General features: G+C 70.5%; 13 protein-coding genes, 1 tRNA gene and 1 pseudogene. 6 read left to right on the top strand and 9 right to left on the bottom strand.

Annotation, left to right across the window (positions count from 1 at the left end):
* Positions 1-86: 86 nt before the first annotated feature.
* The 4 genes from ACIO5E_RS06690 to ACIO5E_RS06675 form a co-directional block, all read right to left on the bottom strand.
* Positions 87-2,030 (bottom strand): glycoside hydrolase family 9 protein, encoded by a 1,944-nt coding sequence (locus tag ACIO5E_RS06690; protein ID WP_400664532.1) that lies wholly within the window; start codon positions 2,028-2,030, stop codon positions 87-89.
* A gap of 296 nt (positions 2,031-2,326) precedes the next feature.
* Positions 2,327-2,560 carry a hypothetical protein gene (locus ACIO5E_RS06685; protein WP_400664530.1) on the bottom strand — a complete coding sequence of 78 codons (234 nt, stop codon included), beginning with the start codon at positions 2,558-2,560 and terminating at the stop codon, positions 2,327-2,329.
* A gap of 77 nt (positions 2,561-2,637) precedes the next feature.
* A complete protein-coding gene (locus tag ACIO5E_RS06680; RefSeq protein WP_400665335.1) occupies positions 2,638-3,846 on the bottom strand; it encodes a sensor histidine kinase in 1,209 nt (402 codons plus the stop codon).
* A gap of 47 nt (positions 3,847-3,893) precedes the next feature.
* A complete protein-coding gene (locus tag ACIO5E_RS06675; protein WP_400664528.1) occupies positions 3,894-4,568 on the bottom strand; it encodes a winged helix-turn-helix domain-containing protein in 675 nt (224 codons plus the stop codon).
* A 334-nt stretch (positions 4,569-4,902) separates the two neighbouring features.
* On the opposite strand from ACIO5E_RS06675, the gene ACIO5E_RS06670 reads away from it, so the two are divergent.
* From ACIO5E_RS06670 to ACIO5E_RS06650, 5 genes are all read left to right on the top strand, one after another.
* Positions 4,903-6,867 carry a glycoside hydrolase family 9 protein gene (locus tag ACIO5E_RS06670; RefSeq protein WP_400664526.1) on the top strand — a complete coding sequence of 655 codons (1,965 nt, stop codon included), beginning with the start codon at positions 4,903-4,905 and terminating at the stop codon, positions 6,865-6,867.
* Positions 6,868-7,118: 251 nt separating this feature from the next.
* Positions 7,119-7,502 (top strand): ArsR/SmtB family transcription factor, encoded by a 384-nt coding sequence (locus ACIO5E_RS06665; protein WP_400664524.1) that lies wholly within the window; start codon positions 7,119-7,121, stop codon positions 7,500-7,502.
* Positions 7,499-8,245 carry an aquaporin gene (locus ACIO5E_RS06660; RefSeq protein ID WP_400664522.1) on the top strand — a complete coding sequence of 249 codons (747 nt, stop codon included), beginning with the start codon at positions 7,499-7,501 and terminating at the stop codon, positions 8,243-8,245. Before ACIO5E_RS06665 ends, ACIO5E_RS06660 begins: the two co-directional genes overlap by 4 nt.
* A 35-nt stretch (positions 8,246-8,280) precedes the next feature.
* On the top strand, positions 8,281-8,700 hold the full coding sequence (locus ACIO5E_RS06655) for an arsenate reductase ArsC (protein WP_400664520.1): 420 nt from the start codon (positions 8,281-8,283) through the stop codon (positions 8,698-8,700).
* Positions 8,697-9,197, top strand: a complete 501-nt coding sequence (locus ACIO5E_RS06650; protein WP_400664518.1) for a GNAT family N-acetyltransferase — start codon at positions 8,697-8,699, stop codon at positions 9,195-9,197. The genes ACIO5E_RS06655 and ACIO5E_RS06650 overlap by 4 nt, the downstream gene beginning before the upstream one ends.
* 157 nt (positions 9,198-9,354) lie before the next feature.
* Here the strand turns inward: ACIO5E_RS06650 and ACIO5E_RS06645 are convergent.
* From ACIO5E_RS06645 to ACIO5E_RS06635, 3 genes are all read right to left on the bottom strand, one after another.
* A tRNA-Pro gene (locus ACIO5E_RS06645) sits at positions 9,355-9,428 on the bottom strand.
* Positions 9,429-9,528: 100 nt separating this feature from the next.
* A complete protein-coding gene (locus tag ACIO5E_RS06640; protein WP_400664516.1) occupies positions 9,529-10,473 on the bottom strand; it encodes a metallophosphoesterase in 945 nt (314 codons plus the stop codon).
* Between the two features lie 66 nt (positions 10,474-10,539).
* On the bottom strand, positions 10,540-11,166 hold the full coding sequence (locus ACIO5E_RS06635; RefSeq protein WP_400664514.1) for a CGNR zinc finger domain-containing protein: 627 nt from the start codon (positions 11,164-11,166) through the stop codon (positions 10,540-10,542).
* 146 nt (positions 11,167-11,312) lie between these two features.
* Here ACIO5E_RS06635 and ACIO5E_RS06630 point away from each other — a divergent pair, with 146 nt between their 5' ends.
* The gene (locus ACIO5E_RS06630) at positions 11,313-11,768 is read left to right on the top strand and encodes a GatB/YqeY domain-containing protein (RefSeq protein WP_400664512.1); all 456 of its coding nucleotides are present in this window, start codon (positions 11,313-11,315) and stop codon (positions 11,766-11,768) included.
* A gap of 42 nt (positions 11,769-11,810) precedes the next feature.
* On the opposite strand, the pseudogene ACIO5E_RS06625 reads toward ACIO5E_RS06630, so the two are convergent.
* Positions 11,811-11,999, bottom strand: a pseudogene (locus ACIO5E_RS06625) (pentapeptide repeat-containing protein); the annotation flags it as partial.
* A gap of 40 nt (positions 12,000-12,039) precedes the next feature.
* Positions 12,040-14,430 carry a transglycosylase domain-containing protein gene (locus ACIO5E_RS06620; RefSeq protein ID WP_400664510.1) on the bottom strand — a complete coding sequence of 797 codons (2,391 nt, stop codon included), beginning with the start codon at positions 14,428-14,430 and terminating at the stop codon, positions 12,040-12,042.
* Positions 14,431-14,648 lie beyond the last annotated feature (218 nt).

The raw sequence follows: 14,648 nt of genomic DNA, 5'->3' as shown, positions 1-14,648 counted from the left end.
CCCAGCACGAAGGGCCCCACCGAATCCCCTGGCAGGGCCCCACTCCGTCACCCCTCATCCGCTTCGGTCGGGCGCTGGTCAGCCGTTCAGTTCTGCGACAGGGCGAAGGCCAGCATCGCGGTGGAGGTGAAGTCGACCGAGGGTTCCACGGTCTGCCAGGCGCCCGCGTCGTCGAGGAAGCGGGCCTTGGCCCCGTCGAAGTCGGTCCAGGCAGTACCGGGGTTGGAGGAGCAGCGCTTCATGGTGGGGAAGGTGTTGAGTTCGGCGAGCTTCTCCGCGGCGTTCGGCCCGTTGACCACCGCGCCTCGCAGGATCTCGCCCGTGCCGTCGAGGCTGCCGCCGAGGTTGGCCAGTTGGTGTTCCGGGCAGTGGGGGTACACCTCGCCTGCGCCGATCATGAAGGTGCTGCCCCAGGAGTTGGCGCCCAGGGCCCAGCCGCGCTGTTGTGCGCCGAAGGCGTCGTAGCGGTGGTCGCCGGTGGCCTTGCCGTACAGCTGTGCGGTGGCGACCAGGCCGAAGGTGTGCGGCACCGAGTCGAAGTCGGTGTACACCGCGCCTGCCCTGAAGGGGTCCTTGGCGGCCCGGTTCACGCCGTCGTCCAACTGTCGGCGCAGGTCGCCCTGCAGGTCGGCAGGGGTCACGCTGTCCGTGCCGCTCCCGCTGTCCGCCGTCAGGGCGGTGAGCAGGTCGGCGTGGGCGAGGGCGCTGACGTCGGCGACGCCGAGGGTGCCCTTGGTGTCGGAGTCGATGTACTGCTTGGCCCAGTGCCCCGCCTGCTGCTGCCAGCCGGCGGCCCGGCCGTCGCCCAGTGTCTTGGCTGCCAGGCTCATTTCGGTGGCGCCGAACTCCATGTCGTCCTGCCAGGAGTCTTCGGGGTAGAAGTTGTGCGGGAACGCGGTGATCAGTTCGTCGCCGGGCTTGGTGTTCGCCTTGGCGTAGACGGCGGCGGCCTTGTTCAACCAGGACTTGGCGGCGGCTGGATCGCTCTTGGCACTGTTCTGCGCGGCGAGCGCGAAGACCGCGGCCACGCGGCCGGCCAGGTTGGGGCTGATCGGTGCGCCGGGCTCGTTGGCCCGGAAGACCGGCCGGTTCTTGATCAGGTAGTTCGGGTCGCCTGGTGCCACGTTCAGTTTGTCGTCGGCCTCGGGCAGCCGCCAGACGTCGTGGTCGGTCCGGATGTCGTCGTTGCCCGCGCCGATGCCGACCTGGGCGTAGAGGGTGCTGGTCTTGCCGTCCCACATCCTGTCCAGCCAGGCCAGGCCTTGCTTGGCCTCGTCGGTCAGGCCTGCGGCGTGCGGTGCGGTGCGCAGGGCCAGCAGCAGATCGGCGGTGCTGTAGGCGGTGGTGTGCGTGAACTTGAGGAAGTCGCCTGCGTCGGACCAGCCGCCCGAGACGTCGATGGGGCCGCCCACCGGGGTCAGCTTCGTGTCGAGCAGCTGGGTGCCGTCCTCGTTGTAGTGCGGGGTGGCGTAGACCGTTGCCTGGCGGTCCGCGAGGTGCGAGGGCCGGCGGCGCATGACATCGGGCAGGAGGTCCGCGCCGTCGCGCTGGACCTGGAAGAAGCGGACGTTGTCCTCGATGAGCGGGGTGAGCAGGTCCTTGGCGGGCGCGATGCGGAACTTCGGGGAGCTTCCGGAGGCCGTGCCGGTGAGCTCGAGGCGGTAGCTGCCCGGGACGTCGACGGCCGACAGGTCCACGGTGTGGACGTCCGGGTACTTGCTGTTCCAGGTGCCGGTGCGGCTGCCGACCTGGCCGGTGGCCACGGTGGTGCCGTGTTCGTCCACCAGCCGGTAGCCGGCCCGGCTCAGTCCGGCTTCCGTCCCCATCACAAAGGCCTGCTTGGCTTCCCCGACGGCGTAGCCGACCTGGTCGACCCGGATCGCGGCCGGGCCGGCCTGGGACGGGTCCCCGTCGGTGGTTGTCCCGCTCTCGGGCAGGGCGTAGAAGACTGCGCCGATGCCGAGCGCGGTGGTTGCGAGGAGTGCGGTGGAGCGCAGGCTCCATCTGAGGCCAGCTGGGAAGGTGGGCATGGATTCACTTTGCTCGGTTGTGCATGAGGCGAAGATGAGGGGCTTGGCGGGGACGGCCTGGCCTCGCCGGGGTGATGCCGTCAGCTGCTCTTGCGCTCCGGTAGCAGCAGCTCTGCCAGTGCCCACCGACGGTGGCCTGGGAGAGCCGGGCGGTGCCGCCACGGAGCTCGGCCACCCAGCGGACGATGGCGGTGCCGGTGCCGGCGCTGGTGCCTACGGTGACGCGCTGGTCGACGACCCGGGTCCGGTCCTCGGGCGGTACGTCAGGGTCGTGGTCCCGGCCGGCGAGAACTGCCTTACGAGCGGAGTTTTCGCACCAGTCGGCTGCCCTGAGTGAGCGTCAGATGGTGGAGGTGGGCCTTGTCGATGGCGCGGGTGATGCTGGTGAGGGCCGCGGGGCCGGGGTTCCCGGCGGGAGTTGTTCCGCCCGCGGGCAGGGCGTAGAAGACTGCGCCGACACCGAGCGCGGTGGTTGCGAGGAGTGCGGTGGAGCGCAGGCTCCACTTGGGGCCGGCTGGGAAGGTGGACACGGCTCCACCCTGCCCGGTGCTGCATGAGATGAGGATGAGGTGGCCTGGCGATGACGGCCGGGCGTCGCCAGGTCGCGTCAGCCGCTCTTGCGCTCTGGCAGCAGCAGCTCTGCCAGTGTCCCGCCGCCGGGGGCCTGGGAGAGCTGGGCGGTGCCGCCGTGAAGCTCGGCCACCCAGCGGACGATGGCGAGGCCGGTGCCGGTGCCGGTGCTGGCGGCCCCGGTGACGCGTCGCTCGAAGACCCGGGTACGGTCCTCGGCCGGCACGCCGGGGCCGTGGTCCCGGACCGCGACCCGGGTGGCGGCGACCGTCACGTCGACCGGAGTGCCGCCGCCGTGTCGTAGGGCGTTCTCCACGAGGTTGCGGACCGCTTGGGCCAGCAGCTCGGGATCCCCGTCGACGATGACGGCCTCGGTGGTGACGGTGACGCCGGTGGGGTCCGGCAGTTCCTCGATGGTCTGTTCGACCAGCTGGTCGAGGCGTAGCGGGGTGAGTTCGACTTCCTGGGTGCCGGCTTCCACGCGGGCTCGGGCCAGCAGCCCGGTGACGAGTCGGCCCAGCCGGTCGACCAGCCGCACCGCCTCGTCCAGGGCTGCGGGGGCCCGGTGCGGTGAGGCGCTGCCGTTCTCCACCACCAGGCGCAGGGTGGCCAGTGGTGTGCGCAGTTCGTGGGCGGCTTCCGCGAGGAACTGCTCCTGCTGCTCAAGTCCTTGGAGGGCGGGGCGCATGGAGCGTCCGGTCAGCAGGTGGCCCACTGCGGCGGCCGCCAGCACGAGTGCGACGCAGCCCAGGGCGAGCCACTGGATCAGCCGCTTGTGGTCCGCCTGGCTGCGTGCGGGGTCGGCTCCGACCAGCACGGTGGCGCCGATCCGGTCACCGTCCCAGACCGGGGCTGCGGCCCAGTGGTACCGGCGCCCGTTGGCGGCGGTGGTGGTGACCAGGGTGGTTTCCTGGTCGTGTTGGACTTCCTGCCAGATCTCGTCGAGTTCTGCTTGTCCGGGCAGGGCGGCCTGGGAGGGGTACGCGTAGCGGATCCGTGGTCCGGCGTTCGGGGCCGCCTGGACGACCGCGAGTGCCTCGGCGCTGCGGGCGAGTTCGTCCTCCTGCAGCGAGTCGAGGTGCAGGGTGCCGCCCGCGTCGTAGTAGAGGGTGCGGGCGAGGCCGTCGGCGCGGTGGCTGACGGCGTTGTCGAGATCGTTCGTGCGGGAGTGGCTGTCGGTGCGGACGGCGATGGTGGCGAGCACCAGCAGGCAGACGGCGGTCGTCGCTGCGAAGAGCAGAGTCATCACCCACCGGACGCGATGCAGGCGCGCGGCGGCTGGAGTACGTGACATCACAGGCCCGTGGCCGGGTCGGCGAGGCGGTACCCGGCGCCGCGTACCGTCAGGATGAGTTCAGGTGGTCCCAGCCGCCGGCGCAACTGGCCTATGAGGACGTCGACGACATTCGAGAGCGGTTCGGCCTGCTCGTCCCAGCAACGTTCGATGAGTTCACTGCGGGTGACCACCTCGCCGGCACGCAGCATCAGGACCTCCAGGACCGCGAACTCCTTCGCGGTCAGTGTGAGCAGCACGCCGTCTCGCCGCACCCGGCGGCGGGGAAGGTCGAGTTCCAGGTCGCCGACGCGCAGCTCGGGCAGCCGTGCGGGCTGGCCGCGGCGGCACAGGGTGCGCACCCGGGCGTTGAGCTCGGCGAACGCGAACGGCTTGACGAGGTAGTCGTCGGCGCCGTGCTCGAAGCCGGCCACCCGGTCGGTGACCGCGTCCAGTGCGGTGAGCAGGAGGATCGGCAGGGTGGAGCCCGCCTTGCGCTGAGCGGAGAGGAGGGTGAGCGCGTCCCCGTCGGGCAGAGTGCGGTCGGCGATCAGGCAGTCGTAGTCGTTGACGGCGAGTTTGAAGTCGGCCTCGGCGAGATCGCCGGCAAAGTCGACGGCGAAGCCGGCTTCGCGCAGGCCTCTGGTGATCGCCGGGCCAAGCTCTGGGTCGTCCTCAAGGACCAGTACGCGCATGACCGGGGAGCCTACGTGGTCGGAAAGATCGCGAAGGCCTGGGTCATGGCGATGAGAGTAGATTATGCGGCTTTGATGGACCTGGGTATCCCCGAGGTGGACCGGTGGTTGCCGGTGCGCACTCGGGAGGCCGTCGAGGCCCCGCAGAGCGGCGCCGATCACCGGAGCTGGGCGAGGTGCGGGGACGCGAGCCGACGGACGGCCTCGCTCGACCGGTATTGAAGCACCAGGATGCCGTCGAAGACGGCTTCACGAGCGTCGACTCGGCATGGGAGCTCCAGGTGCCGTCGCCTTCCTCATGATCGCCTCATGAAGCCGCTGGCAGCCTGCGGGCATGGCAAAGATACGTACCGGCGTCATCGGCATGACCGCTGTCGGCGTGGCAACCACCGTGCTCGCGGTCTGCTGCATCCAGTCCGCCCAGGGAGCGACCGCAGCGGCCTCCGCGTCCGCAGCGCCTCGCGCCGTAGTGCGCGTCGACCAGGTCGGCTACACGCCCGGTGAGGCCAAACAGGCCTACCTCATGACCTCCGCCTCCGCGTCCACGGCGTCCTTCCGGGTGCGGGACGCCTCCGGGACGGAAGTACTGAGTGGCAAGGTCGGGGCCTCCACCGGCGGGTGGAACAGCACCTACAAGGCCGTTCACACCCTGGACCTGTCCCGCCTCACCGAGCCCGGTGACTACCGGGTGGAGGTGTCCGGGCCCGTGAGCGCGACCTCCCCGCAGTTCCACATCGCGCCTGCGGACGAACTGTTCGGCAAGCTCGTCCAGGACAACGTCCGCTTCTTCCAGGCCCAGCGCGACGGAGCCGACGTCGTTCCCACCGAGCTGCGACGCAAGCCCTCGCACCTGGCGGACCGCCAGGCCACCGTGTACGACACCCCCGCCTACGACGCGGACGAGAAGGTTCTGCTGGCGCCCCTCAAGCCGGTCGACGGCCCGGTCGACGTCTCCGGCGGCTGGAACGATGCCGGTGACTTCCTCAAGTTCACGCACACCGCCTCCTACTCCACCGCGAGTCTGCTGCTCGCGCAGCGGACCACTCCCGTCGGCGGGAAGGAGCTGGCTACCGAGAGCCGCCACGGGCTGGACTGGCTCGACAAGATGTGGGACGACGAGTCCCGCACCCTCTACGTGCAGGTCGGTCTCGGCAAGGGCGACACGGACGACGGCAGCGGCAAGATCCGCTCCGACCACGACATCTGGCGCCTGCCCGAGGCCGACGACGCCCTCCAGGTCAAGCCCGGCGACCCGAACTACCTGATCAAGCACCGGCCGGTCTTCCGCGCGGCACCCCCCGGCAAGCCGATCAGCCCCAACCTCGCCGGGCGCGTCGCCGCGACCTTCGCCCTGGCCGCCCAGCTGGACGCGGCGGACAACCCGGACCGGGCACACGCGGAGCTGGAGAAGGCCGCACACGTCTACGAACTCGCCGATACGGCACCCGGTGACCAGCTGGTCACCGCTTTCCCCCACGGGTTCTATCCCGAGGCGTCCTGGCAGGACGACATGGAATTCGGCGCCAGCGAGCTGGCCCTCGCCGGCCAGGCCCTCGGCGACAACCGGGCAGCCGGCTGGATCAAGCAAGCCGGCCACTGGGCCAAGCAGTACATCGACTCCGACACCAAGGGCACCCTGGGGCTCGGCGACGTCAGTGCACTCGCACACGCCGACCTCGCCAAGCTCCTCAACTACGGTGCCCCGAGCACAGAGGTGACCAGCAGCCAGCTTGTCGCCGACCTCAAGCGACAGCTCGACGACGGCAGCTCCCGCGCGGCCCGCGACCCGTTCCGAGCCGGCGCCGTCTACACCGACTTCGACTCCGTGCCCCACACCTTCGGTCTGGCCGCCACCGCCCAGCTGTACCACCGCGTGACCGGAGACTCCCGCTACGACGCCTTCGCCACCCAGCAGCGCAACTGGACGCTGGGCGCCAACGCCTGGGGTTCCTCCTTCGTCATCGGGGCAGGCACCACCTTCCCGCACTGCCCCGAGCACCAGGCCGCCAACCTCGCCGGTGACCTCGACGGCGAAGGTGACATCCTGCTGGGCGGTGTCGTCAACGGCCCCAACGCCGCTGACAAGCTCAAGGACCTCAACTCCTTCCCCACCATGCGCAAGTGCCCGACGAACCAGGGCAACCCCTTCGCGGCGTTCGACGGACGCGGCGGCGGCTACATGGACCACGTAGGAGCCTGGCAGACGGTCGAATCCGCAGACGACTTCACCGCCACGGCCCTGCTCGCCTTCACCCTCTCCGCCGCCACCCCCCGGAACGCCGAGGCCAACGCCAGGTGACGACAGCGCAAGGGACGCCCTGACCGCTCTGGACGTCATGCTGGACCGGGCCGAGCTCCTCGTCCAGCAGCAGCTCCAGCGCGTGCGCCGCCGACTGCTGCAGTCCGAGGTCAGTACCGACGCCTCGGAGTCCATGCTCCCGCTGCCGGAGACACGGGACATGGTGGTCCTCCCCGGTCCGAGGTCCTGTATCGACACCTGTCGATGCGGCGAGCTTGGCTCACTGATTAGATGACTGTCAACATAGACATATGTCGAATTCAGAACTGGTCGTCCTCGGGCGGGACGATGCCGCGGTGTGCTGCTCGCCGATGGTCCGCGAGCCGCTGGGCGAGGAGGCGGCCGTCGACCTGGCGCGGATGTTCAAGGCGCTCTCCGACCCCGTCCGTCTGCGGCTGCTGTCCCTGATCGCCTCGTACGAGGGCGGCGAGGCATGCGTCTGCGACCTGACGGGCCCGTTCGACGTCTCCCGGCCGACCATCTCCCACCACCTCAAGGTGCTGCGCGAGGCCGGCCTGGTCGGCTCCGAGCGGCGCGGCACCTGGGTTTACTACTGGGTGCTGCCCGCTGCCCTGGCCAAGCTCTCCTCCCTGCTGCAGGCCCCGGCTGGCGCGGCTGCCGGGGGTGCGGGATGACGGAGATGGCTCCGCTCGGCCGCCGGGCGGCGGTGGAGTTCGTTGGGACCGGTGCGCTGGTCGCGGTGGTGGTCGGCTCGGGCATCCAGGCCGCCAAGTTGTCCCAGGACGTCGGTGTGCAGCTGCTGGCCAACTCCCTGGCCACGGTGTTCGGCCTCGGGGTGCTGATCGCCTTGCTCGGCCCGGTCTCCGGCGCGCACTTCAACCCGGTGGTCACCCTGGCCGCGTGGTGGACCGGCCGCCGCAGCGGAGAAGGGCCGAACCTGCGCGAGGCTGCCGCCTACGTCCCGGCGCAAATCGCCGGGGCGGTCGGCGGGGCAGTGCTGGCGGATGCGATGTTCGCCGAGCCGCTCGTCGCCTGGTCGACCCACGACCGCTCCGCCCCGCACCTGTGGCTGGGCGAGGTGGTGGCGACCGCCGGGCTCATCCTGCTGATCTCCGGCCTGGCCCGGACCGGCCGCGAGCACTTCGCCCCGGTCGCGGTCGCCTCCTACATCGGCGCCGCCTACTGGTTCACGTCCTCGACCAGCTTCGCCAACCCGGCGGTGACCGTCGGCCGGGCGTTCACCGACACCTTCGCCGGCATCACCCCAGCCTCCGCTCCGGCCTTCGTCGCCGCCCAGCTCGTCGGCCTGGCCGTCGGCCTCGCCTTGGTCGTCGTGCTCTTCGGCCGCGCCGCGCCCGCCGCCGAGGACGTCGTCCTCCCGCACGGCGAGCATCACCCGGCCGCCTCCGGCCGCTGAACCCCCGCCCCGTACCCGCCCGAAGGAAGAGACCCGTGACTGCTCCCGCCGTCCCGTCCGTGCTGTTCGTCTGCGTGCACAACGCCGGCCGCTCCCAGATGGCCGCCGCCTTCCTCACCCGCCTCGGCGCCGACCGGGTCGAGGTCCGCTCGGCCGGCTCCGCCCCGGCCGACACCGTGAACCCGGCCGTTGTCGAGGCCATGGTCGAGGTCGGCATCGACATCTCCGCCGAAACCCCGAAGGTGCTGACCGTCGAGGCGGTGCAGGCGTCCGACGTGGTGATCACCATGGGCTGCGGCGACGCCTGCCCCTACTTCCCCGGCAAGCGGTACCTGGACTGGAAGCTGGACGACCCGGCTGGCCAGGGCGTCGACGCCGTCCGCCCGATCCGCGACGAGATCGAGGAGCAGATCCGCGGCCTGCTCGCCGACCTTGGCGTCGAGGCCGCCGCATGAGCCCCGCCGTGCGCATCGGCACCATGATGCCCGAGCACGCTGATCAGGTCTTGGCGATCTATCAGCTCGGCATCGACGAGGGCACCGCGACCTTCGAGACCACCGCCCCGACTTGGGCCGCCTTCGACGCGGCCAAGCTCCCGGGCCACCGCCTGGTTGCCCTCGACGCTGACGGCCGGGTCCTCGGCTGGGCCGCCGCCGTCTCCGTCTCCGACCGGTGCGCGTACGCGGGCGTCGTCGAGCACTCCGTCTACGTCCACCCGGAGGCACGGGGCCGAGGCGTCGGCGCCGCCCTCCTGGACACCCTGATTGCCTCGACCGAGACGGCAGGCATCTGGACCATCCAGTCCGGCATCTTCCCTGAGAACACGGCGAGCCTCGCCCTCCACGCTCGCGCTGGCTTCCGCGTCATCGGCACCCGCGAACGGATCGGCAAACACCACGGCACCTGGCGCGACGTCACCCTCGTCGAACGCCGCAGCCCCACTGTGTCCTGAACCACTCGGCGGCGTCGGCGGAGCCACCCGCTCTGCCGACGCTTCCTCAGCAGGCGTTGCTGGCGGTCGGGGAGGGTCGGAGCGGTTGCTGCACTTTCGTGCTTGCGGAAACGTCAGAGGCCCTATCGGATCTCTCCGATAGGGCCTCTGACCTGGGTCGGGGTGGCGGGATTTGAACCCACGGCCTCTTCGTCCCGAACGAAGCGCGCTACCAAGCTGCGCCACACCCCGGTCCTGCGGTTTGTTGCTCTGTCTCCGTCGCAACGAGTAGAACTCTACCGGACGCTCGCCGAGACGCGAAATCCGGTTCCCGGCGGGCGTCCGGTGCAGGTCAGCGGGGGGCCGGGGTGAGGGTGAGGAGGGTGGCCTCGGGGGGGCAGGCGAAGCGGACGGGGGTGTAGCGGTTGGTGCCGCAGCCGGCGGAGACGTGGAGGTAGGAGCGGCGGCCGCCGGCCTGGTGGGTGGAGAGGCCCTTGACCCGTCGGGTGTCGAGGTCGCAGTTGGTGACCAGGGCGCCGTAGAAGGGGATGCAGAGCTGGCCACCGTGGGTGTGGCCGGCCAGGATCAGCGGGTAGCGGTCGGCGGTGAAGGCGTCGAGGACACGCAGGTAGGGGGCGTGGACGACGGCGAGGGAGAGGTCGGCGTCGGCGGAGGGGCCGCCGGCGACCTCGGAGTAGCGGTCGCGGCGGATGTGCGGGTCGTCGAGGCCGGTGAATTCGAGGTCGAGACCGCCGATGGTGAGCCGGCCGCGGGTGTTGGTGAGGTCGAGCCAGCCGGCCGCGTCGAAGCCGTCGCGGAGCTTCTCCCACGGGTTGTGGACGGCGCCGGTGATGCCGCGGCGGCCGGTCCCGTCGGCGTTGTTCAGGCCGTGGGAGCCGCTGCGCATCGCCTGGAGGTAGCGGGCCGGATTCCTGCGGGCCGGGCCGTAGTAGTCGTTGGACCCGAAGACGTAGACGCCGGGGAAGTCCATGAGCGGACCGAGCGCGTCGAGGGCGGCGGGGACGCCGAGCGGGTCGGAGAGGTTGTCGCCGGTGTTGACGACGAGGTCGGGGCGCAGGCCGGCGAGGCTCTGCAACCAGCGCTGCTTCTTGCCCTGCCCGCTCACCATGTGGATGTCGGAGACCTGCAGTACCCGGATGGGCCGGGCGCCGTGGGGCAGGACGGGGACCTCGACCCGGCGGAGCCGGAAGGAACGGACCTCGTACCCGACGGAGTAGGCGAGGCAGGCGGCGCCGGCGGCGGCGAAGCCGAGGGGAACGGAGTACAGCGGTCGCATCGGTCCATGCTCTCAGACGGGGGATCAGCTGGTGAACGTCCGGTGTCCGGGTGCGGATACGGCGGACTACTCCGCTCCGGGGTGGTCGTCGGCGCGCCGGGCCCGCAGGGCCTGGACCTTGTGCCGGTTGCCGCAGCGTTCCATGGAGCACCAGCGCCGCCGCCCGGGCCGCGAGGTGTCGACGAAGATCAGCCGGCAGTTGTGCGCGCCGCACTCGCGCACCCGGTCCGCGTACGGGCCGGTGAACAGGGCGATGGCGTCACGGGCGAGGGTGGAGGCGATCTGGTGGCCGTCGGCGGGCAGCGGGGCGGCGGCGGTGCCGTCGGGAGCGATCCGGGGGACGATCGGCGGGTGTGCGGCGGCCTGGTTGAGGACGGCGTAGTCCGCGGCGGTGCCGGGGCGGCCGTGGGCACGGTCGGCGGCGAGCCGCCAGAGCGCGTCGCGCAGGGTGCGGGTGGCGGTGAGCTGGGCGGGGTCGATGCGGACGGCGTCGGCGGGCAGCCGCAGCCGGGAGCGGGGTAGCCAGTGGGCGAGGTCGGACGGCTGGTGCAGAACCTCGTAGTGGGCGTAGGGGCCGGGGCCGCCGGTGGTGAGCAGTTCGAGGCAGAGGGCGCCGGGGTCGAAGTGGAAGCTGGCGCCTCGGGGGGTGGTCAGGGTCAGCCCGGCGGCGGCGCCTCGGTCTCCGTCCATCATGTAACCAGGATAAGAGGTTACTGCGGCGGGGAGAACCCGGCGGACCCTCGGGAGGACCCCGCAGACCGCTTAGACCGACCGCCCACCATGTGCCGGTCGGTCTTAATGGCAAGCGACCGAACGCCGCAGGTGAAAGACTCGGGGCCATGACGACGCTCAAGGCGCAGCTGCAGGAGGACCTCACGGCTGCCATCAGGAACCGGGACGAGCTGCGCTCGTCCACCATCCGGCTCACGCTGGCTGCCGTCACCAGCGAGGAGGTGGCGGGCAAGGCGAAGCGCGAGCTGTCCGACGCCGACGTGCTGAAGGTGATCGCCCGCGAGGCGAAGAAGCGCCGGGAGGCCGCCGAGGCGTTCGACACCGCGGGCCGGACCGACCAGGCGGCCCGGGAGCGGGCGGAGGGCGAGGTGCTGGCGGAGTACCTGCCCAAGCAGCTCTCCGACGAGGAGCTGACCGCGATCGTGGCGGCCGCCGTGGCCGAGAGCGGGGCGACCGGCCCGCAGGCGATGGGCGCCGTGATGAAGCTGGTGAAGCCGAAGGTGGACGGCCTGGCGGAGGGTGGCCGGGTCGCCGCCGCGGTGAAGGCGGCGCTGACGGGCTGAGCCACCCGCCAGGGCCGCACCCGCCAGGGCCGCACCCACCAGGGCCGCACCCACTAGGACCGCACCCACTAGGACCGCACCCACTAGGACCGCACCCACTAGGACCGCACCCACTAGGACCGCACCCGCGAAGGCACCGACGAAGGTATCGACGAAGGCACCGACGAAGGTTCGCCCGCCGGGGTCACGGAGCCCGACCCGCAAAGCCCGAAGGGGCGCCCCCGAGATCACTCTCGGGGGCGCCCCTTCAACGTGCCGCGCCGGAGGCCGCTCAGCCGTTGTTGCCGCCGTGCTTGCCGCCGTTGCCGTTCCCGCCGTTGCCGTTGCCGCCGATGATTCCCGGCGGGAAGGTGAACCCGCCGCCGATCATCCCGCCGGCGTTGTTGGCGCCCCCGGCCGGGTTGCCGCCGGGGTTGCCGCCCTGGGCCGGCGGCGGGTTCCCGCCCTGGGCCGGCGGCGGGTTGCCGCCGGGCTGCTGGGCGTTCGGGTCGGCCGGCGGGGTGGCCCCGCCGCTCGGGTTGGTGTTGGGGTCGGTCTTGACCGGGTCCGGGATGTTGACGGTCTGGAGCTGCTCCTTGGCCGTGCCCTTGAGCGCCTGGTTCATCGCCATCTGCCAGATCGGGCCGGGGCCGTCGGCACCGAACACCTCACTGAAGTAGTGGCCGCCGATGGTGATGTTCTTCATCTTCACGCCGCCGGCCGGGCCGCCGAGCCAGACCGAGGTGGCGAGGGACGGGGTGTAGCCGCTGAACCAGGCGGCCTTCTTCTCGTCGGTGGTACCGGTCTTACCGGCGATCTGCCGACCGTCGTCCAGGGTGAGGGAGGCGGCGGTGCCCTTCTCGGTCACGTTGAGGAGGACGGTGTTGAGGTTGTCCGCGGTGTTCTCGGAGAACGCCTGGCTGCAGGTGGACTGCGGGACGGCGACGTCCTTGCCGTCGACCGTGCTGATCTTGTTGATCGCGATCGGGGTGCAGTACTTGCCGCGGGCCGCGAAGGTCGCGTAGACGTTCGCCATGGTCAGCGGGCTGAGCTCCATGGTGCCCAGGACCATCGAGGGGACCTCCTGGAAGGCGTCGCCCTTGGCGGACTGGGTGATGCCCAGCTTGTTGGCCATCTGCTTCATCGAGCAGAGGCCGACCTGCTGCTCCATCTGCACGAAGTAGGTGTTGACCGAGCGGGCCATCGCCTCCTTGAGCTCGTACGGGCCGACCTCGCTGTCCTGCTCGTTCTTGACCGTGGCCTTCGGCTTGTCGGTGTTCTTCCAGGTGCCCGAGCAGGTGGACATCTGCGGGTAGTCGATCTTGTTCTGGGAGGGGAACGCCTGGGTGGCCGACATGCCCGACTCCAGGGCCGCCGCGGCCAGGATCGGCTTGAAGGTCGAACCGGTCTGGAAGCCGTTGCCGCCGCCCATCGCGGCGTCGACGTTCAGGTTGACGACGGTCTGGTTCTTGTTCGGGTCCAGGCCGTACGGGCGGGTCTGGGCCATCGCCAGGATCTTGCCGCTGCCGGGCTCCATCATGGTCGCGGCGGCCGACACCGAGTCGGTCACGTTGACCTTCTTGGTGACGGCGTTCTGGGCGGCGGCCTGCTTGTCCGGGTCCAGCGTGGTGTAGATGTTCAGGCCGCCGGTGTCCCACAGCTTCTTGCGGTCGGCGGCGCTCTTGCCGAACACCGGGTCCTGCTTGACCACGTGGCGCACGTAGTCGCAGAAGAAGCCCATGCCGGCCTGGGCGGTGATGCAGCCGTTCTGCGGGTCCTTGTACTTCAGGCCCAGCGGGGCGGCCTTCGCCTCCTTGGCCTGGTCCGCGGTGATGTGCTTGTTCTCGAGCATCTTGTCGATCACGACGTTGCGGCGCTTGACCGTGTTCTCGGGGTAGCGCACCGGGTCGAAGGACGACGGGTTCTGCACCATGCCGGCCAGGGTGGCGGCCTCGGCGATGGTCAGGTCCTTGTTGCTCTTGCTGAAGTAGCGCTGGGAGGCGGCCTCGACCCCGTAGGCCTGGTGGCCGTAGAAGGTGATGTTCAGGTAGTTGGTGAGGATCTGGTCCTTCGACAGGTCCTCCTCCAGCTTGATCGCGACCTTGAGCTCCTGGATCTTGCGGCCCAGGGTCTTGCGCTGCGCCTCCAGTACCGCGGCCTGGTCGTCGCCGGCCTTCTCGACGTTGACGTTCTTCACGTACTGCTGGGTCAGCGTCGAGGCGCCCTGCGAGGCGGTGCCGCTCTCGGCGTTCTTGCCGATCGCGCGGAGCACGCCCTTGAGGTCGACGGCGCCGTGCTCGTAGAAGCGGGCGTCCTCGATGTCGACCTGGGCCTGCCGCATGTACGTGGACATCTGGTCGGCGGTCAGGACGGTGCGGTCGCGCTCGTAGACCTTGGCGATCAGGCCGCCCTTGGCGTCGAAGATCTGCGTCGCCTGGGTGAGCGGCGGGGTCTTGAAGTCGTCGGAGATGTTGGAGAAGCTCTCCGCCGTGTCCTTGGCGGTCAGCCCTATGGCCCCGACGGCGGGCAGGGCGAGGCCTGCCAGCAGGACTCCGGAGAGCACGCTGACGCCCAGGAACTTCACTCCGTGTCCCGCGAAGTCCAGCGGTGACTCGCGGCGTTTGCCGCGCGGAGCTCCGGTGTTGCCTGGGGGCTGGGGTGCCTGGGGGCGCTTCGGTGCCATGGGGAGAACCCTACGTCGCCGAATCCCGCACATAAGGGCAGGTGTTCGCCTACGCTTGTCACAAGCTTGCGACAGCTTCGGTGCGTCAGCATTATTCACTCTTGTGAGTGCGGAGACTTGCCCGAATTGCCCATCCTTGGGCGGTTATTGAGGCAGCTGTGGCCTGCTGTGCCCGTGTGAACCGTAGCGCTCAGTGACGACGCGCGTGGCGAGAGTTG

This window comes from Kitasatospora sp. NPDC087314, from assembly GCF_044744365.1.
Taxonomy (GTDB): domain Bacteria; phylum Actinomycetota; class Actinomycetes; order Streptomycetales; family Streptomycetaceae; genus Kitasatospora.
Note: the sequence above shows the minus strand (reverse complement) of the source record. Positions and strands in the feature narration are given on the sequence as shown.

What these genes read in the sequence shown, in the direction of transcription:
- ACIO5E_RS06690 (WP_400664532.1), bottom strand. Translation starts at nt 2,030, where the DNA reads ATGCCCACCTTCCCAGCTGGCCTCAGATGGAGCCTGCGCTCCACCGCA.
- ACIO5E_RS06680 (WP_400665335.1), bottom strand. Translation starts at nt 3,846, where the DNA reads ATGACTCTGCTCTTCGCAGCGACGACCGCCGTCTGCCTGCTGGTGCTC.
- ACIO5E_RS06675 (WP_400664528.1), bottom strand. Translation starts at nt 4,568, where the DNA reads ATGCGCGTACTGGTCCTTGAGGACGACCCAGAGCTTGGCCCGGCGATC.
- ACIO5E_RS06670 (WP_400664526.1), top strand. Translation starts at nt 4,903, where the DNA reads ATGGCAAAGATACGTACCGGCGTCATCGGCATGACCGCTGTCGGCGTG.
- ACIO5E_RS06665 (WP_400664524.1), top strand. Translation starts at nt 7,119, where the DNA reads ATGTCGAATTCAGAACTGGTCGTCCTCGGGCGGGACGATGCCGCGGTG.
- ACIO5E_RS06660 (WP_400664522.1), top strand. Translation starts at nt 7,499, where the DNA reads ATGACGGAGATGGCTCCGCTCGGCCGCCGGGCGGCGGTGGAGTTCGTT.
- ACIO5E_RS06650 (WP_400664518.1), top strand. Translation starts at nt 8,697, where the DNA reads ATGAGCCCCGCCGTGCGCATCGGCACCATGATGCCCGAGCACGCTGAT.
- ACIO5E_RS06640 (WP_400664516.1), bottom strand. Translation starts at nt 10,473, where the DNA reads ATGCGACCGCTGTACTCCGTTCCCCTCGGCTTCGCCGCCGCCGGCGCC.
- ACIO5E_RS06635 (WP_400664514.1), bottom strand. Translation starts at nt 11,166, where the DNA reads ATGATGGACGGAGACCGAGGCGCCGCCGCCGGGCTGACCCTGACCACC.
- ACIO5E_RS06630 (WP_400664512.1), top strand. Translation starts at nt 11,313, where the DNA reads ATGACGACGCTCAAGGCGCAGCTGCAGGAGGACCTCACGGCTGCCATC.
- ACIO5E_RS06620 (WP_400664510.1), bottom strand. Translation starts at nt 14,430, where the DNA reads ATGGCACCGAAGCGCCCCCAGGCACCCCAGCCCCCAGGCAACACCGGA.